The sequence below is a fragment of the Coprococcus sp. AF19-8AC genome (genome assembly GCF_003603115.1).
Taxonomy (GTDB): Bacteria; Bacillota; Clostridia; order Lachnospirales; family Lachnospiraceae; genus Coprococcus; species Coprococcus aceti.
Window position 1 is genome coordinate 1 of record NZ_QTMI01000005.1, and the last position, 24,685, is coordinate 24,685.

Below are 24,685 nucleotides of genomic sequence, written 5' to 3' on the forward strand. Positions count from 1 at the left end.
AAGTACTAATAGGTCGAGGACTTATCCTTAGAGGTTTCTAAGAGATAAGCTTTGGAGATACGCAAGTGTGCATGATATCTGCAAGGTGCAGAATCTAAGGCATACACAGTAAAGAATAAAGTTTACTTTGAAACAGTCGTTGGTTGTTAGATGGGGTTAGGTTACTAGCTTTCTGTGTGAAATTCTGAAGGTACAAAATAAAAGTACCGAGAAAATTTAACGCTGCAACAGGTGTTAAATTTTTTCTGTATATAGGGGATTGGTCAAATGGTATGATAGGGGTCTCCAAAACCTTTGGTGGGAGTTCGATTCTCTCATCCCCTGCTAAAAAGCCTTGAAAACTCAGTGTTTCAAGGCTTTATTTATATTAGTGGGAAGGGAAATGGCAAACTATGAAAAAGGAGAATGAACCACATTAATATAAAGGCAGTTCTATATATTTTATAGTGACTTTGGTGGAAAAATATGTAAAATATTATAATATAAAGTAAAGAGAAGAAGGGATTAATATGTATTACAATGATGTGCTTGATCTGATAGGGAATACTCCGCTTATGTGTCTGAAAAAGTCGACAGGATACAATATATTTGCCAAGGCGGAATTCCTTAATCCTGGTGGAAGTATTAAAGACAGGATCGCAAAAAACATGCTGGAGGTTGCAGAGAGTGAGGGAAAACTCAAGCCGGGAATGACTATTATAGAGCCTACGAGCGGTAATACCGGAATAGGGCTTGCACTCTGTGGTGTTCAGAAAGGTTATAAAGTGATAATTGTGATGCCGGAGAATATGAGTGAGGAGCGAAAGAAGGTTATCAGGGCATTTGGTGCTGAGCTGGTACTTACGGATCCGGTTCTAAGCATCGGTGGTGCTGTTGATAAGGCAAATGAGATAGCAGAATCTGATCCAGAGAAGTATTTCATGCCGCAGCAGTTTGTCAATCAGGCAAATCCAGATGCGCATTATCGCACAACAGCAGTTGAGATGTGTGAACAGCTTGGTCAGAAGATAGACATATATGTGTCTGGTGTTGGAAGTGGAGGTACTCTCCAAGGTATAGCTAAATATCTGTTGGAGAAAAATCCAGATACGAAGATTGTTGCCGTTGAGCCTAAGGGAGTGTCAGCGCTACATGGAGATGGCCCGGGAATCCATCAGATACAGGGAATAGGCGATGGATTTATACCGGATGTCCTGGATACATCACTGGTAACAGATGTGGTGGAAGTGGCGGATAAGGATGCCATTGAGATGGCGAGACGACTTGCCAAAGAACAGGGACTTCTTGTAGGTACGTCATCCGGTGCAAATGTATGGGCGGCTATGAAGATGGCAGAAAAATATGGGAAAGATAAAGTTATAGCCACAGTTATGGCGGACAGGGCTGAAAGATATTTCAGTGTAGGTTTATTATAAAATAGGAAATAAATTTATTTAGGGACATTTTCAAGAGATGCTATGTATGGTACAGTGGAAATGTCTCTATTTTATTGATTTAAATGTGTTATTTGAAAGAACGCAAAATATAAACCATGTAAGTATAAAGGAGAAAAAGAGATGGATATAAATGGGAAGATGACGGGAAAAAATGTGGTTAGCGAGGCACTTGCTGCATCGAGGGAATACGAAACTCAGAATGAAATAGATAAGAATGAGCGACCGTTGTTTCATGTGACTCCGCCTGTCGGTTGGATGAATGATCCGAATGGATTTTCTGTGTATAATGGTAAGGTGCATTTGTTTTACCAGTATCATCCGTACAGTACGGAATGGGGACCTATGCATTGGGGGCATCAGGTCAGTGACGATTTGATAAGATGGGAGCAGCTTCCTGTGGCGATTGCACCTGATACGATATATGATGCCGAGGGCTGTTTCTCAGGTACGGCCATTGAAAAAGATGGAGAGCATGTCCTGATATATACCAGTGTTATGAAAAATCCCGACGGTGATGGGGTATTGCAGAACCAGAGCATAGCGGTTGGTGATGGCGTTACATATAAAAAAATACAGAATAACCCGGTGGTGACCGGAGATATGCTGCCGGAGGGATTGAGCAGAGCGGATTTCAGAGATCCGAAGGCATGGCTTGAGGATGGCAGATACTATATGGCTGCAGGCTGTGTGGATCAGGATAATAAGGGGCTTGTGGTATTACTTTCGAGCGCTGATATGGAAAGCTGGACATTTGAGAGTATCCTTGCACGGAATGAAGGTGATCTGGGCGGCATATGGGAATGCCCTGATTTCTTCAAATTAGACGATCATCATGTACTTCTCGTATCGCCTACGGGAATGAAAGCAGAGGGATATGAATTCCACAATGGAAATAATTCTATCTATTTTGTTGGAGAATTTGATAAAGGTGAGAAGAAATTTGACGGTGGAGAGCCATTATCACTTGATTATGGAACAGATTTCTACGCGCCTCAGACTACACTTTTGCCGGATGGCAGAAGGATAATGATAGCGTGGATGCAGTCGTGGCATAATCTGTGGATACCCGGTGGACAGAAGTGGCAGGGAATGATGACGGTTCCGAGGGAGATATCTCTGAAAAATGGACGCTTGATACAGAAGCCAGTGAGAGAGATAGAGAAGTATCATGCTAATATGGTCAGGTACTCAGATGAAGTAGTGAGTGGACGGCGTAGTCTGGAAGGTATAAGTGGAAGAAGTCTGGATGTGACATTTGTAATCACTGGAAACAAATACAGCAGATTTACCGTGAATCTGGCAAAGGGAAGCGGATATTATACTCGATTTATATATGACAGAGAAAATAATATAATAGAGATGGACAGGACATTTGCCGGATTTGAGAAAGATGTGGTGTGTATCAGAAGGGCCTGCGTGAAATCAGCAGAATGTTACGGGGATGTCAAGGGAAAGGTTGATGAACAGCAGGAGGCTCAAGATAGTATAAAGCTCAGATTTATACTGGACAGGAATTCGATAGAGCTGTTTGTAAATGATGGAGCTATGACAATGAGCACGGCGATATATACACCTATTGAAGCGGATGGAATAGAGCTGTTATGTGAGGGACAGGCAGTCGTGGATGTGGAGAAGTATGATATCATTTAACAAAAGATGATCTTGCTCAATTGTTTAGTTGTTGCACTGCCAGGCATCAGTCTGGCGGTTCTCCAGGTTTCAGGTGCCTCCGTTCCAACATTGAGATGACAAGGAAAGTTGTCAAAAGTTATTGACAACTTTCCTTGTCATTTGTTATACTCCATTGTAAAAGAAATGACAACTATAGTTGTCATTTGACATATATAATATATATATAGCTTGAATTTGGAATGGGATTTTAGTGGTAAGAATTAAAATGGAGTTATGAGGATATGAGGAAAAAGCAAGGTGTAAATAAAAAGGACAATCTAAGTGAAAATGGCATGGATAAAGGTAATAAGAAATCTACCTGTGAAACACTACAAGCTATGTTTGAGGGCATGATCGTCTCCCAACCAGTGGACAAATTGAAGACGCAGGTCAAGGGGTATTCCGTGACAATGATCACAGAGAGAATGTTAAAGAAGAACAAGCTGGGGGATGTTATTGCTGAGATCTGTGATATGACTGAGCTTGAGCGCGAAATCCGCCAAGGTCTGGAAAATGGACTCCCTGTGTATGGTTTCTTCAGAAACAAGCAGATGTGGAGCTGCTTTATCTTTGATAAAGAAGATATTGCCAGGAGTGAGTTGACGCCTGAACCTGAAAGTGGCAAGGATGTACTCAGTATATACAAGCTTAGAAAGTATTACATTCATCCTGAGGTGGAGGATCTGGCAGATGACATGATGGAGGTTGCCCACAGCAATGTGTATCAGAATGTGATAGATGTATTTGGAGATGGGAAGAGTGATGGATTCTTTTTGAGGGATAAAATATATGTGTGTAAGCGCGATAAAACCACTGGCGCACCACTTGGAATTATCATAGGTGTTGCACTTGGTATAGTGTATGGAATGCTGTTTGACAATTTGGCGCTTGGAATTTCCATTGGATTCTGTTTTGGAATAAGCTTTTCCATGATATGGGGGACATCCACACATAAGTATGCAGAGCATGGGCTGGCAGACAGAGCAGAAGCTGAAGATGCGGACAATGTAATAAAAGGATTGGGCTCTGATGGAGAGGACGGCATAAACAGATAATGGACCTTATTATGATGACAATACAGATTAACAAGCTGGAGGTGATATAGATGCCGCTGTACAACAGGCTGAAGGAATATCGGGCGAAGCTGGGAGTAAACCAGCAGGAGATGGGAGCGTTGGTGCAGACCTCGAGGCAGACGATAAGTCAGATAGAGAGGGGAGATTACAGTCCATCGGTGACTCTGGCACTCAAGATCGCAAAGGTGTGTGGTGCCAGTGTGGAGGATATATTCCAATACGAGGATGATAAGGAATGATTCCTGACATATGGATAAGGTCGTGTTAATTCATAGAATGAAAAGAGGATATGAGATGAAGGATACTGATAAAAAAGTGAACAAGAAAAGTAATCTGAAGATATATATAATATTTGCGGTCATGATCCTGGCAAGTCTGCTGGGAGGTTTCCTGGCGGGAAGGCTTGCCGCGGTGAACAAGGACACATTGGATGGGGTCAACTGGGATCATATATGGTGGATAACAGCTGATACGCTGCCTATAGTATATGGTGTGCTCATGCTGGCGACGTTTGTGGTGTCATTTGTCATGTATGGGAAGATAAAGAGGATGATCAGAGGCTGGGACGGAGAGAACGAGGATGTGATAGTGGATATAGAGAGTCGGATCACGACTGCCTCATATCTCCCGTGTATCATCGTGTTCGTTGGACTTGTGTTGTTTCCGGTGTGTATATACGCTGTGGACAGGACGTACAGTGATGGGCGTGGCACATTCCTGACAGTGCTGTCTGAGCTCGTATTTCTGATATCTATGGCACTGTATTGTGTGGTTGAAAAGCTTGTTATCGATGAAGAGAAGAAGCTTAACCCGGAGAAAAGCGGAAATATATTCGATATGCATTTTCGCCGTGACTGGGAGAACACATCGGACGAGGCTGAGCTTATCATGATAGCCAAATCCTCCAAGAAGGGATTTATGACTGGAATTAAGGCAGGATTTGTCATGTGGATACTTACGTTTATGAGTATGTTTGCATTTGACACAGGCGTGATGCCAATAGTGGCTGTTGGACTTGTGTTGATTGTAATGTATGTGGCTTATTGCAGAGAGTTTGTGAGACTACAGAAATAAAATAAATATATGTGATATAATGGCGGATGGCTGTATGACAATTGCAGGGCATTCGCATTTTATTGTATGACACGGTCCTGAGATTTTTCATTGCCATACATATATATAAATGACCAGAAGGCAGAAAAATATAAAAAAATAGAGATGTAGGAATAGAGCTGTACTATTTTGGACAATAATATCTATGCGATGGGATGAATTTTAATCGAAAGGAGTATTGCTATGATATTAAAGGAAAAAGAGAAAACAGTTATCCAGGATCTTCAGACACAGGAGAAGTCCTGTGTGGAGAAATATGGAAGATATGCGGAGCAGGCGAAGGATCCTGAGCTTAAGAATCTGTTCCAGACTATACAGAAGGAAGAGCAGAAGCACTATGATTCACTTACCCAGGTGCTTGACGGACAGGTTCCACAGTGTGACTGCAGTGACAGCGATGGAAAAGATTATGAGCCAAAGCAGACATACAAGATGATGGACGATTCAGAGGATAAGAAGAATGACGAGTTCCTTGCAACAGACTGCATCGGAACGGAGAAGCTTGTGTCAGGCGAGTACAATGGAGATATATTTGCATTTGGCGAGAGCGCGGTGAGAAAGCTTCTGGCGGATATACAGATCGAGGAGCAGAATCATGCGGAGATGCTCTACAAGTATAAGGTCGCAAATGGAATGGTGTAGGGAAAAGCTTACACAAGGGAGTATAAATTGTAAGGAGGATATGTATCACATGTGGTATATATCCTCTTTTTTGTTGCAATGATTCGTTAAAGCAGCTAGTGAAAACTCTTTGTTTTGAATTGAGGTTTTATGCGGGGATGTATTCACAAAACGGATGACAAAATGTAGAATGTTATTATACATTTTGGAAAAAAGATAGCTAAATTTTAATAGGATGTATATAGGCAGGGATAACATTTTCAGAGAGGAGAATGTGACGTGAAAAGAAAATTTTACAGTGTACTGTATGTAGCAATATTTGCATTGCTGATGTCCGGGTGCAGTATGTCAGGAATTGCGGATGGCAGCAGGTCTGCGGTAAAGGGATATGAGAAGGAGACTGTAGAAGATACCTCAGAATCAGAGAATACCACAGCTGCGGAGAAAAAAGATAACGCCGGCAACACGTCACCTGAAAGCAGTGCGGCAGCATCTGAGAATATTGCAGATCAGCAGGCTTCGAGCATGGAGATTGCTGATATTCCCATATATTCGGGAGAGGCATATTATGAGATAAATGGCAATGTGCCTTATTTCAGTGAGGATGAGATGGTGACGGAGGCATTTGAGAATTACAGCGATCTGGACTTTCTTGGAAGATGTGGAGTTGCCTATGCCAATATCTGTAAGGAGATTATGCCAACGGAGGAGCGCGGCGAGATAGGTATGATAAAGCCTTCAGGGTGGCATACAGTTAAATACAATGATCGTATAGACGGCAATTATCTGTATAATCGCTGCCATCTGATCGGATATCAGCTTGCCGGGGAGAATGCAAATGAAAAGAATCTGATAACTGGAACCAGATATCTGAATGTCACTGGCATGCTGCCATTTGAAAATGAGGTAGCTGATTATGTGGAAAGTACTGGAAATCATGTGCTTTACAGGGTTACACCTGTATACGATGGAGACAATCTGGTTGCGTCCGGAGTGCAGATGGAGGCGGAGTCCGTGGAGGATAAAGGCGCAGGAGTAAGTTTCAATGTGTATGTGTACAATGTACAGCCAGGCGTGATAATCGACTATGCTACAGGGGACAGCGAAGCGGATCCGGATTATGTGGTGCCGGGGGAGAATGCCAGCACTAAAGTATCAGAGGAAAAAGGAGATGATGACCAGACAGCAGAAGCTGGAATGATCGGAGAAACTCAGGATACGGAGTCAGATATTGGCAGTGATACATCGGAGATCCAGAAGGAGTATGCGGATGAGGATACATACATAGTCAACACCAACACCGGTAAGTTTCATAAGCCATCATGCAGGAGTGTGAAACAGATGAAGGAAGCGAATAAATCTGAGAGAACGACCACAAGGGACGAGCTTATATCTGAGGGATATGAACCTTGTAAGAACTGCAATCCGTAGTTGGACTTTGCCTGGGATTCTGATACACTCAGAACAAATTAGGAGAGAGCTTCATCGGATAGTGACCGCAGTTAAGAAAGATGGAGAGGTAGGTCTTGAGTATATGAAGAGTGTGGAGATAGAGAAAAGAATAAGACAAGAGAGCAGAGAAGAAGAGAGAAAAACTAATTAGACAATCACTTGATATCGTATTGTATATCAGGTGGTTGTTTTTTATAAGGGTAAAGCGCATATTTTATCAAAAATTTGATATGGCTGAAAAATTATCAAAACAGCACTTGACAACAGGGGGATTATATATAAAATATAACAGTGTAATATAACACTGTTATATTTGCGCGTGTCTGATGGTTGGTATGGCACTTGCATTTGGAATCTGTTTCGGTCAGAAGCGAGGCATATTAAACGGGAGAGGAGTCTTTATGACAGAAAAAGCAGAAAATACAAGACAAAACATACTGAATACGGCACTGAAGCATTTCCTTGAGTACGGATTTGTAGGGACATCGCTCAGAAGCATTGTGAAAGATGCCGGACTTACAACAGGTGCATTCTATAAATATTATCCTACAAAGGAGGCTCTTTTTGATGCGCTGATAGATCCGTATGTGGAGGAGCTATATGGGATATATGACAGCGTTCTTGAGGAGTTTCAGAGCCTGCCACCGGAGAAGCAGACTGAGAACATGGCAAGCGCATCCGGGAACGGAATGGATCAGATGGTGAATTACGTGTATGACCATTATGATAATTTCAAACTTTTACTGCGGTGCAGTGACAATGAGAAGTATGGAGATATGATACATAATCTGGTAGGCCGTGAGATGAGATCTTCAAAGCAGTATGTGGATGAGATGCACAGAGCCGGTATAAATGTGCCGGACATAAGCGACAGCCTTTGTCATATGATATATAGTGGTTTTTTTTCGGCGATATTCCAGATCATAGAACACGACATGGATCGCGAGACTGCGATAGAGAATGTGGGCAAGCTCAAGAAATTCTACACTGGAGGTTGGGAGAGACTATGGAAGGTGCAGTTTCCGGAGTAGTCAGTAGTTATGCGGCAAGGTAAAATACCGAACCGCATAATTTTAAACTATGGGGTTAGACGAAACTAATGCGAATAAGCGAAAACGAACAAGTTTTTGCTCAAGATATAAGGAGGAGAAAAAGTGGAAGAAAAAAAGAAATCAGCGGTGAGCTGGGTCCTCACATGGGCGGGGCAGAAGAAGTCATCCTATGTGTGGAGCGTCATTTTGGCGGTTATCAATGTAGTATTCAAGATAGTTCCGTATTTCATCATTGCGGACGTGGTCAGGATGTTCCTTGACGGGGATAAGGATCTCAGGGAATATATGTTGAAGGCTCTTATCATAGCGGGCTCGTTTATACTTGCTGAGCTTTGCCATAGCGTATCAACGGCATGTTCCCACAAGGCAACATTCAACGTGCTTGCAAATATCAGAAAGTCATGCTGCGACAAGCTTGCAAGGGTGCCGCTTGGATACGTGAAGGATACGCCATCGGGTTCGTTCAAGAACATTATGGTGGAGAGAATAGACAGCATAGAGACGACTCTGGCACATGTTGTGCCTGAGTTTACATCCAACCTGCTGGCGCCTATCATTGTCATCGTGTATTTTTTCATGGTTGACTGGAGACTTGCGTTGTTCTCATTTATCCCGATAGTCGTTGGATTTGTAACGTACATGGGCATGATGATCGATTTCCAGGAGAACTACAACAGGACAGTTGAGAAGACCAAGGCGCTGAACGACGCAGCAGTGGAGTACATAGATGGAATTGAGGTCATCAAGGCATTTGGCAAGACAGAGAGCTCATATGCCAAGTTCACAAAGGCGGCAAAGGAGAACGCAGACTCGTATATCAACTGGATGAAGAAGTGCTCATTCTTCCAAGCAGCCATGTTCGTCATCACACCGTACACACTTGCAACGGTCCTTCCGATAGGTGCGCACTATGTGTCAAATGGTTCGCTCACCACAGCGGATTTCGTTGTGTGTATCATCCTCTCACTTGGAATAGTCGGTCCGCTGCTCACAATCGGTTCATACACCGATGATCTGGGCAAGCTGTCGACAGTCATCGGAGAGGTTACAGGAATCCTGGAGCAGCCTGAACTCGTAAGACCTGAGCACACAAAGGCACAGCCGAAGGACAATGGAATAAAGGTTACAGATATCACATTTGGCTATCACGACAAGGAGATACTCCACGGCGTGAGCATGGATATAAAGGCGGGAACGGTAAATGCGATAGTCGGTCCGTCGGGAAGCGGAAAGTCTACAATAGCCAAGCTGATAGCTTCACTGTGGGATGTGAACAGCGGAAGCATAGAGATCGGAGGCGTGGACATAAAGGATATCGCGCTGACGGATTTCAACGACAGGCTTGCGTATGTGTCACAGGATAATTACCTGTTCAACGAGACAGTCAGGGACAACATAAGACAGGGAAGACCGGATGCCACGGACGCCGAGGCCTTCGAGGTAGCCAGAAAGAGTGGTTGCTACGACTTCATCATGAACCTTGAGAACGGATTTGACACCGTGGTCGGCGGTGCAGGTGGACATTTGTCGGGCGGTGAGAGACAGAGGATATCCATCGCCAGGGCGATGCTGAAGGACGCGCCGATAGTTATACTGGACGAGGCAACAGCCTACACCGATCCGGAGAATGAGGCCATACTTCAGAGCTCTATCGCCAAGCTTGTGGCGGGTAAGACGCTGATAGTCATAGCCCACAGACTTTCCACCATCAAGGATGCGGATCAGATATTTGTGGTAAATGCAGGAAATGTGGAGGCTCATGGAACACATGAGGAGCTTCTTAGCAAATGCACACTTTACAGGGATATGTGGCAGGCGCACATCTCGGTCAAGGATACGGCAGGCGATGAAAAGGAGGGCGAGTAATATGTTTGGAGTATTAAAAAAGTTCTTCCTGTTCTCAGGTAAGGAAAACAGCCGCAAATTCAAGCGTTCAATAGTGATAAGCCTGATAGATGCACTGGCATCGGCACTGAAGATCCCGGCTATAATGTGTGTCCTCATGGGCGTTATAGAAGGAAAAGACCTTGGAAAATATATACTTGGTTCAATAGCCATCATGGCGGTATCGATCGTAGTTGGAATACTGTGCAAGATGTCGTCGACCGTGCTGCAGACAGAGGGTGGCTACACCACAGCGGCATTCAAGCGTATAGAGATGGCGGAGCACCTCAGATATGTGCCGATGGGATATTTCAATTCCAACAGTATAGGCGAGATCGCATCCGTCACGACAAATACCATGGAGAATCTGGGAGATGTGGCTACGAGAGTAGTCATGCTCACGACTCAGGGACTTCTCGAGACATCCATGATCATACTCATGATCCTGCTCTGCGACTGGAGGATCGCGCTGGTATCATTTGCAGGAGTTGCCATATTCCTTGTGATAAATACTGTGATGCAGAATGCCGGCAAGCAGGCATCTTCGGCGAAGATTGACTGTGACACTGAGCTCATAAACCAGATCATGGAGTACATACAGGGCATATCGGAGGTCAAGTCCTACAACCTCATCGGCAAGCAGACGAAGAGACTCAATGCGGCAAATGAAGCCTGCGTCAGGGCAAATGTAAAGATGGAGCTTGTCTATGTCCCATATCATTTTCTCCAAAGCATTGTGACAAAGCTTACAGGGGTAGCGATAATAGGACTTTCGGCTTACTTTTATATAAATGGCAGCATGAGCGTTCTGTATGCTGTGGGTATGTCGATCGCGGCATTCATGCTCTACGGGGGCCTTGAGACCATGGGAACATTTTCATCACTGATACATGTGGTCAGTGTGTGCGTAGACAAGGCAAATGTAGTGCTCGGACTTGACACAATGGATATAGATGGAAAGGAACTCAATCCTGAAAATCACGATATAGAGGTTAAGAATATAGAGTTCTCTTACGACAAGAGAAAGATAATAGACGGAATCTCACTCACCATACCGGAGAAGACAACGACGGCGATCGTCGGACCATCTGGCGGTGGAAAGACAACCCTGTGCAATCTGATCGCCAGATTCTGGGATGTGGATTCGGGTGAGATAACCTTGGGCGGAACAAATGTTAAGGATTACAGCATGAACAGTCTCATGAACAACTTCTCATTTGTATTCCAGAATGTATATCTCTTTGCTGATACCATAGAGAACAACATCAAGTTCGGAAGGCCGGAGGCAACCCATGAAGAGGTTGTGGAGGCTGCAAAGAAGGCGTGCTGCCATGACTTCATCAGCAAGCTTCCTGACGGTTACAACACTGTGATCGGTGAGGGCGGTGCAACCCTCTCAGGCGGTGAGAAGCAGAGAATATCCATAGCCCGCGCCATCATGAAGGATTCACCTATCATCATCCTTGACGAGGCGACTGCAAATGTCGATCCTGAGAACGAGAAGGAGCTTACTCTTGCAGTGGATGCCCTGACAAAGGAGAAGACGATCATCATGATCGCCCATAGACTCAAGACCGTAAGACATGCGGATCAGATAGTAGTGGTGGATCAGGGAAGAATAGCCCAGAAGGGAACCCACGAAGAACTCATGAAGCAGGACGGAATCTACAGGAGATTTGTGGATTCGAGAGAACTGGCAGTTAGCTGGAAGATATAAGTGAAATGTATCCTGTGAAACACAGAAGACAGGTGTCAGATAATCGACACCTGTCTTTTGCTTTGGGATATTAGTTATCAGTTCGCAGCCTACTCAAAATCGTCCTCATCATAATCGCAGTCGCAGTTACAGCCGCCATCGCTGCAGTTGCCGTTGTATGAGCCAAATGTCTGGCTCTTTCTAGGAGAGCAGAGCATTCCGAGCACAAGCCCTGTGAGGAATGTGCAGATAGCGAAAAGCACGGCCTCTCTTGTTGAGTAGTCTTTATCCTTTACGACAACAGTGAATTTGTTCCATCCGTCTTTGATAGTTTTCATTGGTTTCATTGAAATCCCTCCTGATCATATTATATTGATAAATCCTGAATCAGGGAAAATCCCCCATCTGTAATGAATTTCCCTGAACAGTTAATTACATGATACATCAACATCACACATCAGTCCACCCCTGGGCAGGAGACTTAAGAACAAAATGAGATTTGTGGAAGTCAATCAGCCCATCAGTCTTCATCCTGCCAAGTTCAGTAGACAGTCCACTGCGGTCCACGGACAAAAAGTCAGCGAGCTGCTGTCTGGAAAATGGTATATCAAATTCGTTGCTGCCATGTCTGTGCATCTCCGATGACAGGTAGGAGAGCAACTTATCCCTGGTTGTTTTCTGGCTCATGTGCTTTGATTTTTCGCCGAGCCTCAGGTTCTTGCCGGCGAGATCGCACAGGAGATTTCTTATCATCTGATTATGTCTGCCACATGTTACCGGGCAGGTGGTGAGCATTTTTTGAACATTCAGAAACAATACAGAACTTGCAGCTTCAGCATATACGCTGACGTCGAGTACGGAGCCAGGGGTACAGGCATATGATTCCGCAAACGTGTGTCCGGGCATGATGGCAGACATGACGCTTTGACCACCCCAGTAATCCTCCTGGATGACTATCGCTTTGCCTGTAAGCAGCAATCCTATATATTCTGTTGTGTTGCCAGCCATGAGAATACACTCATTTTTTTGGTATTTTTTGATGATTGCACCCAGACAGTCCAGTACGGAGTCAACGTCATCAGCGGTGATACTGGAAAAAAGACTGGATTTCAATAATGTGTCCATGTATTTGTTCATATTACCTCTTAGTGGGGACGCTTCTTTTGTCACAAGGATTGTCCTTGGAAAGTATAACATTTTTATGTTGAAAATTCAACATACACAAATGCTCTGACTGAATATAATGACGTTAAAAGCAGGAAAAAGATTGGAGGAAATATATATGATAAGAAGAGTTATACAGATAGACGAGGACAAGTGTAATGGATGTGGAGCCTGTGCAAATGCGTGCCATGAGGGTGCTATAGGCATGGTAAACGGCAAAGCAAAGCTGCTCAGAGACGATTATTGTGATGGACTTGGCGACTGCCTGCCGTCGTGTCCTACAGGAGCCATAACATTTGTGGAGAGAGAGGCGGCTGCGTATGATGAGGCGGCAGTCATGGCAAACAAACAGGCAAGATTCGATGCAGAAAAATCCAAAAATATGGTTGGCTCAGGAGTGATGCATGGAAAAAGTCCGGCACACTCCGGTTGCCCTGGTTCTATGGCGAGAAGCATATTCAGGAGACCGGCAGCAGCTTCAGGTGAAGCAGTACAGGCAAGCTCATATGAACAGGCAGCAGTAGAATGCGTACAGAGTACAACTGATAAAACAGTCAATCAGCAGGCGGGTGACATATATAATTATGAGCGCCCGAGCCAGCTCACACAGTGGCCGGTGCAGATCAAACTTGCCCCGGTAAATGCGCCATACTTTGATGGTGCAAAGTTGCTTATAGCGGCGGACTGTACAGCCTATGCCTATGCATCGTTCCACGAGAAATTCATAAAGGGACATGTGACTCTGATTGGCTGTCCGAAACTTGACAGTGTCGATTATTCAGAGAAACTTACAGAGATTATCAGGCGAAATGACATACAAAGTGTTACAATAGTCCGTATGGAGGTTCCTTGTTGTGGAGGACTGGAGATGGCTGCGAAGAAGGCACTTCAGGACAGCGGCAAGTTTATCCCATGGCAGGTTGCAACAATATCAATAGATGGAAGAATTCTTGACTGACATTCTCTTCACAGCACCATGAAAGGTAAAGACAATGGAAGATAAAATAAGAATTACAACTGAGACAGGCAGTCGTCTGGTCGGTGCTCTGATAGGGCTGGTGAGAGCCACTGATGGGATGATGCATGTGACTGATGATACAAATAACATAATAATAGAAGGTTTGCACATGTCTGATATTGCTCTTGGCATCTCTGATGCAGACATGAAGGCGATGATCGCAAGGGTGCATGCTGATAAGCATACAATTGTCCCTGACTGCAGTGTATGCGGTGCACCATGTGGCAGGACTGCAGATTATGATTGGGAGAGCGTGTACAGAGAAGAACGGACAGAGCACGAGGAAGGCAATAGTGATGGCAATGTGGCAGAGCCTTCTGTCATATCGGACGTGCGGATAGACATACTTTCCACACTTCAGAAGATATCCCACAGAGTGATCTCCGGGGAGATCAACGCAGATGGCGAGGTGAACTTCAGTGTGTGCAGGGCAGTATTTGCACTGGGGGAGAACTGGAGTGACGGCGAGCTTGAGAGAGTAGAGCGTGAGCTTGAAGATTTGTCAACCAACAACAGTATGTAACAATGGCACACAAAAATGTAATACTTGAAAATAACAAGGCTTGGCGCATCACAGATGGAATGAAAGTGGTGCGCTTGTTAAAATTAATAAGAAAATACTTCATACTACAGGTATAAAGCCATTGCAAATACAATTATTCGGGAGTACAATAGTCGGACGCATCAAATTAAATGATGAAAGAGATAATAACAGGAAAAGGTAACAAAAATGGGAAGTGCTGCTACGGGCTTTGTAAAAAATAATAAAAAGGTGACATGGAAAGAATTTGCCAGAATGCTTGCTGTACTTGCTGTGCCTATTGCGATGCAGAATCTGCTGGCGACCACCGCCAGTATGGTTGATACCATCATGATAGGAAGTGAGGGCGAGATCGCCGTTGCGGCGGTTGGCGTGTGTGCACAGATAGGATCACTTTTGTTTTCAACATATTGGGGATTTGTCAGCTGCTCCCTTCTGTTCATGTCTCAATACTGGGGTGCCAAGGATCCGGAGGGAATGAACAAAGCATTTGGTCTGGCGATCATATGTGCGGGAATATTTGGAATAGCATTTGCGGTGGTGACTGTGGTTGCACCGGGGTGGATACTTGGAATATATACAGATAAAGTAGAGATCATAGCACTTGCGAAGCCATATATGAGAATAGTTGGATGGTCTTATCCGCTTCAGGTATTTGCCGCAATAATTACAGCACTTCTTAAGTCAACGGAGAGGGTGAAGGTGCCACTGGTGTGCTCGGTCATCTCACTTTTACTCAACTTTTGTATAAATTTTGTGTTGATCTATGGTAGATTTGGTGCTCCCAAGATGGGAGTTGCCGGTGCGGCTATAGGTACACTGGTGTCTGGTATCGTGAACATAGCGCTGCTCATTCTGTATCTTGCAAAGAGCAGGCATGAGATAAAGTTCAGTGCGCGAAAGGCATTTGATATTGATATGGGATTTGTGAAGTCCTATGCGTCCAAGGCATTCCCGATCGTATGCAACGAGATCCTCTATGGCGTGGGCCAGATGATAATCAACGTTGTCATGGGACATCAGAGTGATTCCGCCATAGCCGCCATGGCTGCATTCCGTGTATGTGAAGGGTTTGTATATGCATTCTTTGGTGGTCTGGCAAATGCGTCCAGCGTTGCCGTGGGAAATGAAGTTGGCGCGGGTAATCTGGACAGGGGACTTTCCTATGCCAAGAGAGCTGCACTGGTATGTCCTGCCATCACATTCACAATTGTGCTCATCACGATGCTGCTGCACAATCCGCTGTTCGGATTGTTTGGACTCGGGGCTGAGGCGATGATGTACACAAAGTATATGCTTATAATATATCTGTTCTTCGGAGCAGTCAGAACATGCTGCTATATACAGAACGAGTGCTTCCGTGCAGGCGGTGAGGCCATCGTTGGAACAGTTATGGAGATCAGTGGACTGATGTTGTTTTCGGTCCCGGCTACATGGGTAGCAGGAATGGTGCTCAAGCTGCCATTCCTCGCAGTGTTCTCATTTGTTTACACGGATGAACTTCTGAGATTTGTCATACTCACGCCGTATCTACTGAAGGGAAGATGGATCAAACCTATGACGGGACCTGGTCGCGCGGCACTTGATGAGTTCAGGGGCAGGATGAAGCGAAATAAGCATAGAGCGCGATAATCTATGGGGACGGAGGGGGCAGGTATCTCCGTCCCCTGTTTTGAAAAAGGAGAAAATAATATGCTGCAAATAAAAAATCTCACAAAGAGATACGGAGATAAGTTGGCGGTGGACAATCTAAGCCTACATATAATGCCGGGGGAGATATATGGTTTCATCGGACACAACGGAGCAGGTAAGACAACCACTATAAAGGCGTGTACAGGGATCCTGAATTTTGAGGAGGGAGATATCCTTATAGATGGTGTGTCCATAAAGGAAAAACCGCTGGAATGCAAGAAACAGATGGCATATATTCCTGACAATCCAGATATGTATGATTTTATGACCGGAATCGGATATTTGAATTTTATAGCAGATATATTTGACGTGCCGGAGGAAGTCAGGGACGAGCTCATAGACAAATATGCTGACGCATTTGAGATAAAAGACAACCTAGGACAGCTGATATCCGAGTATTCCCATGGTATGAAGCAGAAACTGGCAATCATATCAGCATGGATACATGAGCCGAAACTTGTCATCATGGATGAACCGTTTGTCGGACTCGATCCAAAGGCTTCCCATATACTCAAGCAGATGATGAGAAAAATGTGTGATGACGGAGGGGCGATATTCTTCTCCACACATGTATTGGAAGTCGCAGAAAAGCTGTGCGATAAAGTGGCGATCATCAAAGGCGGACGACTGGTGAAGGCGGGCATAATGGAGCAGGTGAAGGGAGACGAGTCACTTGAATCCGTGTTCCTTGATCTGGAGGGTGAGTCATGATAAGGATATTGATGAAGAAACAGCTTAAGATGCTGTTCAGTGGATTTTTCGTTGACCGGAAGACTGGAAAGTCCAGATCCAAAGGTGCTGTAGTTCTGGGTATCATCAGTTATGTGGCAGTGCTGCAGGGCTGTATGGGAGCCATGTTCGGAATGGAGGCATATTCGGTGTGTGAGCCGCTTTGTTCTGCGGGGCTTGATTGGATGTACATGGCGATGATGTCTATGATGGCGTTGACCATCGGTATATTAGGAAGTGTGTTCAATACATATGCGAGCTTGTATCAGGCAAAAGACAATGACCTGATGCTGTCACTGCCCATCCCGGTCAGGGCTATATTATTTGCAAGACTGTCAGGAGTGTACATCATGGGTGCGATGTTCGCCGTGACCGCCATGGTTCCCGGTATCATAGTATATGGAATAGTAGCCCATCCCGGTGTGTGGCCGGTCGTGTCATCTATTATAGTGCTGGTTCTTCTGACATTTGTCATACTGGTGCTCTCATGTATACTTGGCTGGGTAGTGGGGAAGATAGGCAATAAGACCAGAAATAAGAGCTTTGTGACAGTTGTATTGTCACTGGCATTTATAGCCGCATATTATGCTGTATACATGAATGCAAATAAGCTGCTCTCAAAGATCCTGGCAAACAGCGGAGAATACAGTGCAAAGATAAAAGGTGCTGCATATCCGCTCTATTCAATTGGTCGTGCGGCTACAGGAGATGGACTGCAGCTGGCGTTTGTGGCAGCAGGCACATTGATCATCTCTCTTGCAGTGTGGCTGGTACTTGAGAGAACATTCATCGGAATCGTGACGACAAAAGCCGGACATACCAAAAGGAAGAATATAATAAAAGCTGCAAAGGCGCAGAGCCAGGATGCAGCACTTCTTCAGAAAGAGTTCAAAAGACTGGCAGCTTCTGCCGTATATATGCTCAACTGTTCCCTGGGGACATTGATGATGATCGCTATGGCAGTGGTTTGTCTTGTTAAAGGACAGTATGTAGTAGATATGATTACGAAAACTCCCGGACTACCGGATGGTGTACTTATAATTGGGGCGTGTATAGCCGTATGTGCCGCCGCGTCGATGAATGATCTGACTGCACCATCGATATCTCTGGAGGGAAAGAATCTTTGGATCGTGCGTTCGCTTCCAGTCACATCGTGGCAGATACTCAGGGCAAAACTGAGGATGCATGTGATACTTACCCTGATTCCGGCGCTGATCCTTGATATAGTGATGCTTGTTTTTGTGACACCATCACTTGTAGATGGCGTGATGATGTTACTGATACCATGTCTTTATGTGTGCCTGACTGCATATATAGGGCTTGCAGTCAATCTCAAGATGCCAAAGCTTGACTGGACGTCGGAAGCATCAGTCGTGAAGCAGAGCATGGGTGTACTTGTTGCTATTTTATCGAATTTTGTATATATTATTGTACTTGTGGTGGGATATTTGTTATTCGGAGGTTTTACCGGAGCGACAATGTATCTAGCAATAAGCACTGCATTGACGGCAGCCGCTGCAGTTTTGTTTAGAATATGGCTGAAGAGACGTGGGGTGCAGGTGTTTGAGGCGCTTTAGCGGTATAAATTATAGATAGAAAGAAGTTTCAGGATTAAATATGGCAGAAATAAAGAACTCGGAATTAGATATGAGTAGTCAGCAGAAAGCTGAACTGGACAAAGAGAAAAGAAAAGAAGAGAAGAAAGAGGCAAAAAGAGCAAAAAGGCAGCACTACAGGGAACTGAATGAGCCGCCAAAGCTCACCGTTCTCGAGGAGGTGGGAAATGCTGTTACCCACGGAATAGGAGCAGGGCTTGCCATAGCCGGCCTTGTCCTTCTTCTCCTGAAGTCAGACACAGGACTCAAAGTGATGGCATCGTGTTTTTATGGAATATCACTGATATTGATGTTTCTCATGAGCTGTCTGTATCACTCATACAAATCCGGTCTGGCAGTCAAGCGGCTCTGGAGAAGATTTGACTATTCCTCGATATATCTGCTGATAGGCGGAACATTTGCTCCACTGTACCTTGTATACTGGGGAAATGTGCTTGGAATAGTGTTGTTCTGTGTGCAGTGGGCACTTATCATAGCGGGGATCACCATCATATGTGTGTTCGGACCGGGCAGGTTCAGACCGATACACTATACGCTGTACTTCGTCATCGGATGGAGCGCTATCATGTTCATTCCGGGCTGGTTCAGAAATGACAAGCCGCTTCTGGGATGGATCGTGGGCGGTGGTATTGTCTATACGCTTGGCATGATTCCATTTGTGAAGGACACCAAGGGGGCGCACTTTATCTGGCATATCTTTGTGATGCTGGGGGCTGCGCTGCATTGGTTTGGGATGTACCTTTTTGTATATTAAATAAAATCAATAAAAATAAGGGGTTGCCGTTATGGTAGCCCCTTATTTGATACTAATTTGATACGATTATATTATTAAGCCTGTCAGCCACTTCCTGATGTCTGCTTGGGTACAGATGGCCATATATCGACATTATCATCTGTGGAGTGTCTCCGATACGCTCAGCGATCAACTGAGCAGTGAACCCCATCTCGATCAATAACGACACGTGGGAGTGTCTCAGGTCGTGGATCCTGATAAATGGCACACCGGACAGCTTGCAATATTTGATCATTGCATTGCGAACCAGGAAATGCGAAAAATCAAATATGCGGTCGTGGCTTTGTATGCCATATATGCGCTCTGTGTAAGCCTTCAGATCATCCATAACAGCTTTAGGCATAAATATGCGCCTTGTGCTGTTGTTTGTCTTTGGTGGCGAAATATAGCCGCCTTCTGTCTCATGGTACGTCTTGTTAATGCTGATCATGTTGTTTTCATGGTCAATATCTGCCGGTGTGAGTGCCAACAGCTCACCAATACGCATACCGCCATAAAATAATAGCTCTATGGCCATGCGTGCCCTGTCGTTGTCAAGGCTTGCCATAAACTGGTTGTATTGGTCAACAGTCCAAAAGTTCAGTGATCTGGTATGCTTGCCTATATGCCCAGCTTTGGTGCATGGGTTAGAGGTCAAGCCGTAATATTGCACGGCATAATTGAAGATGGTTGAAAGTGTTGTGTTTATCCGGCATAGATAACCTTCTGAATATCCAGCGGTCAACTGGTCATTCTGCCATGCCCTTATATCCGCCGGGGTGATCTCATTTACCGGCTTATCTTTGAAATATGGCAATATCCTGTTCTTGAATACGTTTATTTTGCCGTCAACACTGCTCTGCCGCAGTCTATGGCTTATATCATCGATATAGACATTATAAAGGCTCTGAAAGCTCATAGAGGGCGTGCCCTGCTGCCGTTCCAGGAATTGCCGTTCCCACTCTTTAGCGTCCCTCTGGAGCTTAAAGCCACGCTTTAACTTCTGCTTACGCTGTCCGGTGTAATCCGTGTAATAGAATTTGCAATAAAATGTATTTGTCTTGGTGTCCTTGTATACTGGCATTGTTTACCCCTTTCCAGCTTGGCGGCATAGAAAACAAGATAAATTTGTCTGTATATGTGACCTGTGTCATGCGTGTGTTGCTCCTGTGGCTGTCGGATTTCACCATATTTGAATTTTAATGTGCTAGACGTTAATTTATACCCTTGTGCAAATAAAACGGCTTAAATCGAAAAATACAGCGTCATTCCTTTTTGTACTCCGGTATCTTGCTAAGATCATCAACATAGCTTGCCGCCTTTTCCTGCCCTTTGTCGTTCAGTTTGGCAAATGAGGCTTTAAGTTGTTTTAATAATGGTTTTTCTTTTATTTCCATTGCTTGGGCGAATTTTTCAGCATCAACCGATATAATATATGGTTTTTCTCCTGAGATTAAAGTAAAAATATCTACGTTAAGAATAGATGAAAGCTCTGTCATCTTGTCCATGCGTGGGTATGCTGTACCCTTACACCATCCATTAACAGAAGATTTTGCTATTCCCATTCTTTTAGCTAATTCAGATTGTGTTATATTATTTTTCTTTAGTAATTCATTTAATCTTTGAGCAAATTCTTGATTTTTTTTACTATTTCCCATTTTTGATACACCTCCACACATACAAGATACAGCAAAACCGAACAAAAGTAAATAAAAAAGTACGGCAAAAACGAAAAAATGCTTGACAGTTAGTTAAAACCGAACTATCATAAAAACACGGTAAGTCAAAACCGAACAAAAAAGGAGGTGAAAAATATGAAGTTTGACCGTAAGAAGTTAGACATAGCAATGGCAAGAGCTTGCAAGAGCCGCAACGACCTTGTTGCAGCAGGCATAAAGCCAACCACAATATCACAGGCTTGCACTGTTGATATGAGACCATCAACAGCCGGGAAGATCGCAAAGGCTTTAGACTGCGACATAACCGAGTTGTTGGCAGATGAATATTTATAAACAATGGAGAGCTTGGCGGCATAGAAAACAGGATAAGGAGGCGTAAAGGATGGACAAGCTTTATTTGAATGTAAGCGATGTTATGGAGCTTTTGGGCGTTTCAAAGTCAAAGGCTTATCAGATCATTAAGGACCTGAACGGCGAAATGTCAGCTAAGGGCTATTTAACAGTGAATGGAAAGGTAAACAGACGCTATTTATATGAGCGTTGCTATCAGGAAGGAGCAGGAGCATGAGGAAGAGGGCAGGAATAAAAGAGCTCAGGCAGTACAGAGGAATGACACAGGGAGATCTAGCCGGAATGATAGGCGTATCACCGCAGGCGTTGCAGCGTTGGGAGACAGGCAAGCGGACACCAAAGAAAGACACGTTAGACCGTATATATAACGCTTTGGGAGTGTGCGATATTATCACCATAGGCAACCCGAACGACACACCGGCAAGCGAGATTGTAGGCGACAACGTAAGCGTTGATGTTCAGGAAGATGAAGAGGTTTATAGTGTGACAAAAAAAGAGCTTATGGCAATGGCTTATGACGTCATGGATGATCTGTTATATACATGTGCTTCAAAAGATGAAATGATGGTGATGAACTTTGCGTTAAGCAGGCTGATAACAGAGATAACAGGAGGTAATGAAGATGAATAATATAGAACATCACGACACTAGATATTCCATGGAAGGATGTTTCATGGATGTAATAGGATATACAATACTCACGGACTACTTAGAAAGATATGGGGCATCCAAGCAGTCAGATGCTGACGCTAAATTAACATTGGTTATGATGCAGACTGCAGTTGATACCTTGACCACTATCAAACAGACAAGTGATAAGACTGCTATTAAATTTCAGGAGGTAAACGAGAAAACCGAGAGCTTTAAGAGCTTGCTGGATGATGTGGAGCCGTTCGCCTCTGTGGATCCTGAGGAATAGAGAGGTGTAACATGTGAAGAACAACAAAGGAGGCTATGGCGTTGTGTTTCAGGAGATAATGGATAATGACAAGTTACACAGAGACAGTAAGGTAATATATGCGTATCTCTGTAGCTATGCGGATACAAAGGGGGTATGTTATCCAACAAGGGCACGAATACAAGCAGCTTTGCAGATGAGTGAAACGACATTTTCAAAATATATAAAGCCTCTTGTTGAATTTGGAGTTGTTGAGGTTGAGAAAACAAAGACAGCGAAAGGACTACTTGGAAGAAATGTATATCATTTAACCCATACCATACATATTATAGATACCCCACAGCATGGAGCCCCACAGCATGGAGCACCACAGCATGGAGCCCCACAGCATGGAGCCCCACAGCATGGAGCAACTCAACCAAGGAGCACCAGAGAGGAAAGCACAAACAATAATATTATTAACAATACTAATTTAAACAATAATAGTTCTAACAGTAATAATATAAACATTCCATCTGACGATAGTTCTAATAAAGACGATAATAATAATATATTTAACACTACTTCTACAACTACCGTAAGAAGGGAGAATAACCAGGGTGACGAAGAACGGAAGTTCACACCTCCGACACTTGCCGAGCTTATGGAGTATAAAGACTATTACCCAAAAGTTAATTTATACAAGTTCTTTGAGCATTACGAGGGCAACGGATGGATCAAGAAAGATGGTTCACCAGTGGACTCATTGAAAGCGTTGAAAACATTACTTACACAATGCAATATTGGCAATAGGGATTATATGTAAGGAGGTGAGGACGTGAAGGACATAACAGACAGCAGAATTATAAAGCTTGCATTTGACAAGAATGTGCAGTCGATGACGCCAGAAGAGCACATAGAGCGCAATATCTATATGCGGCATAAGCTGAAGGGCACAACGCACGAAAATGCGACAGATGAAGAGCTGGACCATGCAAGGTTAAAAATGATCGCTCAGGGCTTATATTATGAGTTTGAGAACGAAGTTGTTAGACTGGGGCACAATGAGACCTGGGCGGACGAAAGACGGCGTAGGGCGGCCATACCGGCTATATATGAGGGCATGGGAGCGCAAGACTTTGATTTTGATATATACGGCAAGGACATGGCCATGGCCAAGGTCAAGGCCATAGTAAACGGCTTTATATTAAAATTCAGCTTGTGGCAGCGTGAAGGTAAAAACCTGTATATCTATTCAAAGACCAAGGGAACAGGCAAGACCATGTTATCCTGTATACTGCTAAATGAAGTCACAATGCGACATATGACACCGGCAAGGTTTATAACAGTATATGACTATCTGAATACAGTCACAGAGAGCTGGAAGGACAAGACGGGCGACACAAGCGCAAGACTGAGAGACATAGAGACCACCCAGCTGCTCATACTGGACGATATAGGGGCTCAGGATCCGAACAAGCTTGTCAATGATTCGCTATTCAAGCTTATAGACAGGCGATATTCTAACATGCTGGTAACTATATTCACCAGCAACAAGAAAATAAATGATCTGGGGCTTGATGATCGTATTATCAGCCGTATAGAGGAGAAGAGTATTTTGGTATCACTTCCAGAGGTATCTATAAGGCAGAGAAAGGCACAGAGCAAGCAGGAAGAGTTTTTATCACGATTAGAGGAGGATTAAACAATGGCAACTATACCAGTTTACGGCAAGATAACACCGAAAGAAGATAGGGCAACATCTATTTATGAGGCCAATGACACTATGAAAATGTTGGGATATATGACGCTACCAGGCGATGTAAAGAGTTCTGAAGTAGAGGACATTATAAACGCATATGTACCGAATGTATCGAAGAGTTTACACAGCTTTATGGTGTCGTATGGCATTGATGTGCTATTACTTGGGTACATATACGGCAAGAGAGCCGAGAGGGCTAGAAGGGCAAAAAAAACAACCCAGACCGCCTAACACCTTTGACAATCCGGATTGTTTTATAACACTACGATCAGAAAAAAGGATAAACACCAGTACAGTATGCTCTGACACAACATACAAGCTCAATATATCCAAGCAATCCGGATATGTCAAGGATTAATTCACAAAAAGGTGCTGGAACACCTGGGGGAAGTTACCCCAAACAAACCGAGGGCTTATGAATAACGTTTTGATCGCAGAGGGCACTCTACAGGCTTGTAGGGTGTCTTTTTGTGCGTTTAAGGG

27 protein-coding genes and 1 tRNA gene are annotated in these 24,685 nt (G+C 44.1%); 24 read left to right on the forward strand and 4 right to left on the reverse strand.

Annotated elements, in window-relative coordinates:
• Nucleotides 1–253 precede the first annotated feature (253 nt).
• The 11 genes from DWX57_RS11630 (at nucleotide 254) to DWX57_RS11685 (ending at nucleotide 12,022) form a co-directional block, all read left to right on the forward strand.
• Nucleotides 254–324, forward strand: a tRNA-Trp gene (locus tag DWX57_RS11630).
• 185 nt (nucleotides 325–509) lie between these two features.
• The gene (gene cysK / locus DWX57_RS11635; protein ID WP_055147632.1) at nucleotides 510–1,415 is read left to right on the forward strand and encodes a cysteine synthase A; all 906 of its coding nucleotides are present in this window, start codon (nucleotides 510–512) and stop codon (nucleotides 1,413–1,415) included.
• A gap of 141 nt (nucleotides 1,416–1,556) precedes the next feature.
• Nucleotides 1,557–3,086: a glycoside hydrolase family 32 protein gene (locus tag DWX57_RS11640; protein WP_120124312.1), complete on the forward strand. Its 1,530-nt coding sequence runs from the start codon at nucleotides 1,557–1,559 to the stop codon at nucleotides 3,084–3,086.
• A 263-nt stretch (nucleotides 3,087–3,349) separates the two neighbouring features.
• On the forward strand, nucleotides 3,350–4,162 hold the full coding sequence (locus DWX57_RS11645; protein ID WP_243106228.1) for a hypothetical protein: 813 nt from the start codon (nucleotides 3,350–3,352) through the stop codon (nucleotides 4,160–4,162).
• A gap of 50 nt (nucleotides 4,163–4,212) precedes the next feature.
• Nucleotides 4,213–4,422, forward strand: a complete 210-nt coding sequence (locus DWX57_RS11650) for a helix-turn-helix transcriptional regulator (RefSeq protein ID WP_118017118.1) — start codon at nucleotides 4,213–4,215, stop codon at nucleotides 4,420–4,422.
• A 55-nt stretch (nucleotides 4,423–4,477) separates the two neighbouring features.
• Nucleotides 4,478–5,257, forward strand: coding sequence for a DUF3169 family protein (locus DWX57_RS11655; protein WP_120124317.1), 780 nt, complete (start codon nucleotides 4,478–4,480; stop codon nucleotides 5,255–5,257).
• A gap of 222 nt (nucleotides 5,258–5,479) precedes the next feature.
• Nucleotides 5,480–5,938 (forward strand): ferritin-like domain-containing protein, encoded by a 459-nt coding sequence (locus DWX57_RS11660; protein WP_120124319.1) that lies wholly within the window; start codon nucleotides 5,480–5,482, stop codon nucleotides 5,936–5,938.
• Between the two features lie 258 nt (nucleotides 5,939–6,196).
• Complete coding sequence (locus DWX57_RS11665; RefSeq protein ID WP_243106229.1) at nucleotides 6,197–7,348, forward strand: DNA/RNA non-specific endonuclease; 1,152 nt, start codon at nucleotides 6,197–6,199, stop codon at nucleotides 7,346–7,348.
• 422 nt (nucleotides 7,349–7,770) lie between these two features.
• Entirely contained in the window at nucleotides 7,771–8,400 is a 630-nt protein-coding gene (locus DWX57_RS11675) for a TetR/AcrR family transcriptional regulator (protein WP_120124322.1), read from the forward strand.
• A gap of 123 nt (nucleotides 8,401–8,523) precedes the next feature.
• Nucleotides 8,524–10,287, forward strand: coding sequence for an ABC transporter ATP-binding protein (locus DWX57_RS11680; RefSeq protein ID WP_117551028.1), 1,764 nt, complete (start codon nucleotides 8,524–8,526; stop codon nucleotides 10,285–10,287).
• Between the two features lies 1 nt (nucleotide 10,288).
• On the forward strand, nucleotides 10,289–12,022 hold the full coding sequence (locus tag DWX57_RS11685) for an ABC transporter ATP-binding protein (protein ID WP_120124324.1): 1,734 nt from the start codon (nucleotides 10,289–10,291) through the stop codon (nucleotides 12,020–12,022).
• A gap of 89 nt (nucleotides 12,023–12,111) precedes the next feature.
• On the opposite strand, the gene DWX57_RS11690 is transcribed toward DWX57_RS11685, so the two are convergent.
• Both DWX57_RS11690 and DWX57_RS11695 read right to left on the reverse strand, forming a co-directional pair.
• A complete protein-coding gene (locus tag DWX57_RS11690) occupies nucleotides 12,112–12,348 on the reverse strand; it encodes a hypothetical protein (RefSeq protein ID WP_015533578.1) in 237 nt (78 codons plus the stop codon).
• Between the two features lie 103 nt (nucleotides 12,349–12,451).
• Nucleotides 12,452–13,138: a Crp/Fnr family transcriptional regulator gene (locus DWX57_RS11695; RefSeq protein ID WP_120124327.1), complete on the reverse strand. Its 687-nt coding sequence runs from the start codon at nucleotides 13,136–13,138 to the stop codon at nucleotides 12,452–12,454.
• 145 nt (nucleotides 13,139–13,283) lie between these two features.
• On the opposite strand from DWX57_RS11695, the gene DWX57_RS11700 reads away from it, so the two are divergent.
• From DWX57_RS11700 to trhA, 6 genes are all read left to right on the forward strand, one after another.
• Nucleotides 13,284–14,123 (forward strand): ATP-binding protein, encoded by an 840-nt coding sequence (locus DWX57_RS11700; RefSeq protein WP_120124330.1) that lies wholly within the window; start codon nucleotides 13,284–13,286, stop codon nucleotides 14,121–14,123.
• A 34-nt stretch (nucleotides 14,124–14,157) separates the two neighbouring features.
• Entirely contained in the window at nucleotides 14,158–14,706 is a 549-nt protein-coding gene (locus DWX57_RS11705; RefSeq protein WP_117551021.1) for a hypothetical protein, read from the forward strand.
• 207 nt (nucleotides 14,707–14,913) lie between these two features.
• On the forward strand, nucleotides 14,914–16,356 hold the full coding sequence (locus tag DWX57_RS11710; protein WP_117551019.1) for an MATE family efflux transporter: 1,443 nt from the start codon (nucleotides 14,914–14,916) through the stop codon (nucleotides 16,354–16,356).
• A 60-nt stretch (nucleotides 16,357–16,416) separates the two neighbouring features.
• The gene (locus DWX57_RS11715) at nucleotides 16,417–17,127 is read left to right on the forward strand and encodes an ABC transporter ATP-binding protein (RefSeq protein ID WP_015533583.1); all 711 of its coding nucleotides are present in this window, start codon (nucleotides 16,417–16,419) and stop codon (nucleotides 17,125–17,127) included.
• Entirely contained in the window at nucleotides 17,124–18,722 is a 1,599-nt protein-coding gene (locus DWX57_RS11720) for a putative ABC transporter permease subunit (RefSeq protein ID WP_120124333.1), read from the forward strand. Before DWX57_RS11715 ends, DWX57_RS11720 begins: the two co-directional genes overlap by 4 nt.
• 40 nt (nucleotides 18,723–18,762) lie before the next feature.
• Nucleotides 18,763–19,515, forward strand: coding sequence for a PAQR family membrane homeostasis protein TrhA (gene trhA / locus DWX57_RS11725; protein WP_120124336.1), 753 nt, complete (start codon nucleotides 18,763–18,765; stop codon nucleotides 19,513–19,515).
• 52 nt (nucleotides 19,516–19,567) lie between these two features.
• On the opposite strand, the gene DWX57_RS11730 is transcribed toward trhA, so the two are convergent.
• Entirely contained in the window at nucleotides 19,568–20,617 is a 1,050-nt protein-coding gene (locus DWX57_RS11730) for a site-specific integrase (protein ID WP_120124338.1), read from the reverse strand.
• Between the two features lie 181 nt (nucleotides 20,618–20,798).
• Nucleotides 20,799–21,191, reverse strand: a complete 393-nt coding sequence (locus tag DWX57_RS11735) for a helix-turn-helix transcriptional regulator (protein WP_165852799.1) — start codon at nucleotides 21,189–21,191, stop codon at nucleotides 20,799–20,801.
• A gap of 156 nt (nucleotides 21,192–21,347) precedes the next feature.
• Between DWX57_RS11735 and DWX57_RS11740 the strand changes: the two genes are divergently transcribed.
• The 7 genes from DWX57_RS11740 to DWX57_RS11770 are packed head-to-tail and all read left to right on the forward strand — an operon-like array spanning nucleotide 21,348 to nucleotide 24,433.
• Entirely contained in the window at nucleotides 21,348–21,545 is a 198-nt protein-coding gene (locus DWX57_RS11740; RefSeq protein ID WP_120124344.1) for a helix-turn-helix domain-containing protein, read from the forward strand.
• A 49-nt stretch (nucleotides 21,546–21,594) separates the two neighbouring features.
• A complete protein-coding gene (locus DWX57_RS11745) occupies nucleotides 21,595–21,780 on the forward strand; it encodes a LysR family transcriptional regulator (protein WP_120124346.1) in 186 nt (61 codons plus the stop codon).
• The gene (locus DWX57_RS11750; protein ID WP_120124349.1) at nucleotides 21,777–22,193 is read left to right on the forward strand and encodes a helix-turn-helix domain-containing protein; all 417 of its coding nucleotides are present in this window, start codon (nucleotides 21,777–21,779) and stop codon (nucleotides 22,191–22,193) included. The genes DWX57_RS11745 and DWX57_RS11750 overlap by 4 nt, the downstream gene beginning before the upstream one ends.
• Entirely contained in the window at nucleotides 22,186–22,482 is a 297-nt protein-coding gene (locus tag DWX57_RS11755; RefSeq protein ID WP_120124352.1) for a hypothetical protein, read from the forward strand. Before DWX57_RS11750 ends, DWX57_RS11755 begins: the two co-directional genes overlap by 8 nt.
• A gap of 13 nt (nucleotides 22,483–22,495) precedes the next feature.
• Complete coding sequence (locus DWX57_RS11760) at nucleotides 22,496–23,266, forward strand: helix-turn-helix domain-containing protein (protein ID WP_133300887.1); 771 nt, start codon at nucleotides 22,496–22,498, stop codon at nucleotides 23,264–23,266.
• Between the two features lie 12 nt (nucleotides 23,267–23,278).
• Nucleotides 23,279–24,145 carry an ATP-binding protein gene (locus tag DWX57_RS11765; RefSeq protein ID WP_120124357.1) on the forward strand — a complete coding sequence of 289 codons (867 nt, stop codon included), beginning with the start codon at nucleotides 23,279–23,281 and terminating at the stop codon, nucleotides 24,143–24,145.
• Between the two features lie 3 nt (nucleotides 24,146–24,148).
• Nucleotides 24,149–24,433: a hypothetical protein gene (locus DWX57_RS11770; RefSeq protein ID WP_120124359.1), complete on the forward strand. Its 285-nt coding sequence runs from the start codon at nucleotides 24,149–24,151 to the stop codon at nucleotides 24,431–24,433.
• The last annotated feature ends 252 nt before the right edge of the window (nucleotides 24,434–24,685 follow it).

Coding starts and splice junctions, on each gene's coding strand:
- DWX57_RS11770 (WP_120124359.1), top strand. CDS start 24,149: ATGGCAACTATACCAGTTTACGGCAAGATAACACCGAAAGAAGATAGG.
- DWX57_RS11685 (WP_120124324.1), top strand. CDS start 10,289: ATGTTTGGAGTATTAAAAAAGTTCTTCCTGTTCTCAGGTAAGGAAAAC.
- DWX57_RS11645 (WP_243106228.1), top strand. CDS start 3,350: ATGAGGAAAAAGCAAGGTGTAAATAAAAAGGACAATCTAAGTGAAAAT.
- DWX57_RS11745 (WP_120124346.1), top strand. CDS start 21,595: ATGGACAAGCTTTATTTGAATGTAAGCGATGTTATGGAGCTTTTGGGC.
- DWX57_RS11660 (WP_120124319.1), top strand. CDS start 5,480: ATGATATTAAAGGAAAAAGAGAAAACAGTTATCCAGGATCTTCAGACA.
- DWX57_RS11740 (WP_120124344.1), top strand. CDS start 21,348: ATGAAGTTTGACCGTAAGAAGTTAGACATAGCAATGGCAAGAGCTTGC.
- DWX57_RS11720 (WP_120124333.1), top strand. CDS start 17,124: ATGATAAGGATATTGATGAAGAAACAGCTTAAGATGCTGTTCAGTGGA.
- DWX57_RS11695 (WP_120124327.1), bottom strand. CDS start 13,138: ATGAACAAATACATGGACACATTATTGAAATCCAGTCTTTTTTCCAGT.
- DWX57_RS11650 (WP_118017118.1), top strand. CDS start 4,213: ATGCCGCTGTACAACAGGCTGAAGGAATATCGGGCGAAGCTGGGAGTA.
- DWX57_RS11705 (WP_117551021.1), top strand. CDS start 14,158: ATGGAAGATAAAATAAGAATTACAACTGAGACAGGCAGTCGTCTGGTC.
- DWX57_RS11755 (WP_120124352.1), top strand. CDS start 22,186: ATGAATAATATAGAACATCACGACACTAGATATTCCATGGAAGGATGT.
- DWX57_RS11690 (WP_015533578.1), bottom strand. CDS start 12,348: ATGAAACCAATGAAAACTATCAAAGACGGATGGAACAAATTCACTGTT.
- cysK (WP_055147632.1), top strand. CDS start 510: ATGTATTACAATGATGTGCTTGATCTGATAGGGAATACTCCGCTTATG.
- DWX57_RS11675 (WP_120124322.1), top strand. CDS start 7,771: ATGACAGAAAAAGCAGAAAATACAAGACAAAACATACTGAATACGGCA.
- DWX57_RS11700 (WP_120124330.1), top strand. CDS start 13,284: ATGATAAGAAGAGTTATACAGATAGACGAGGACAAGTGTAATGGATGT.
- DWX57_RS11715 (WP_015533583.1), top strand. CDS start 16,417: ATGCTGCAAATAAAAAATCTCACAAAGAGATACGGAGATAAGTTGGCG.
- DWX57_RS11730 (WP_120124338.1), bottom strand. CDS start 20,617: ATGCCAGTATACAAGGACACCAAGACAAATACATTTTATTGCAAATTC.
- DWX57_RS11735 (WP_165852799.1), bottom strand. CDS start 21,191: ATGGGAAATAGTAAAAAAAATCAAGAATTTGCTCAAAGATTAAATGAA.
- DWX57_RS11750 (WP_120124349.1), top strand. CDS start 21,777: ATGAGGAAGAGGGCAGGAATAAAAGAGCTCAGGCAGTACAGAGGAATG.
- trhA (WP_120124336.1), top strand. CDS start 18,763: ATGGCAGAAATAAAGAACTCGGAATTAGATATGAGTAGTCAGCAGAAA.
- DWX57_RS11710 (WP_117551019.1), top strand. CDS start 14,914: ATGGGAAGTGCTGCTACGGGCTTTGTAAAAAATAATAAAAAGGTGACA.
- DWX57_RS11655 (WP_120124317.1), top strand. CDS start 4,478: ATGAAGGATACTGATAAAAAAGTGAACAAGAAAAGTAATCTGAAGATA.
- DWX57_RS11640 (WP_120124312.1), top strand. CDS start 1,557: ATGGATATAAATGGGAAGATGACGGGAAAAAATGTGGTTAGCGAGGCA.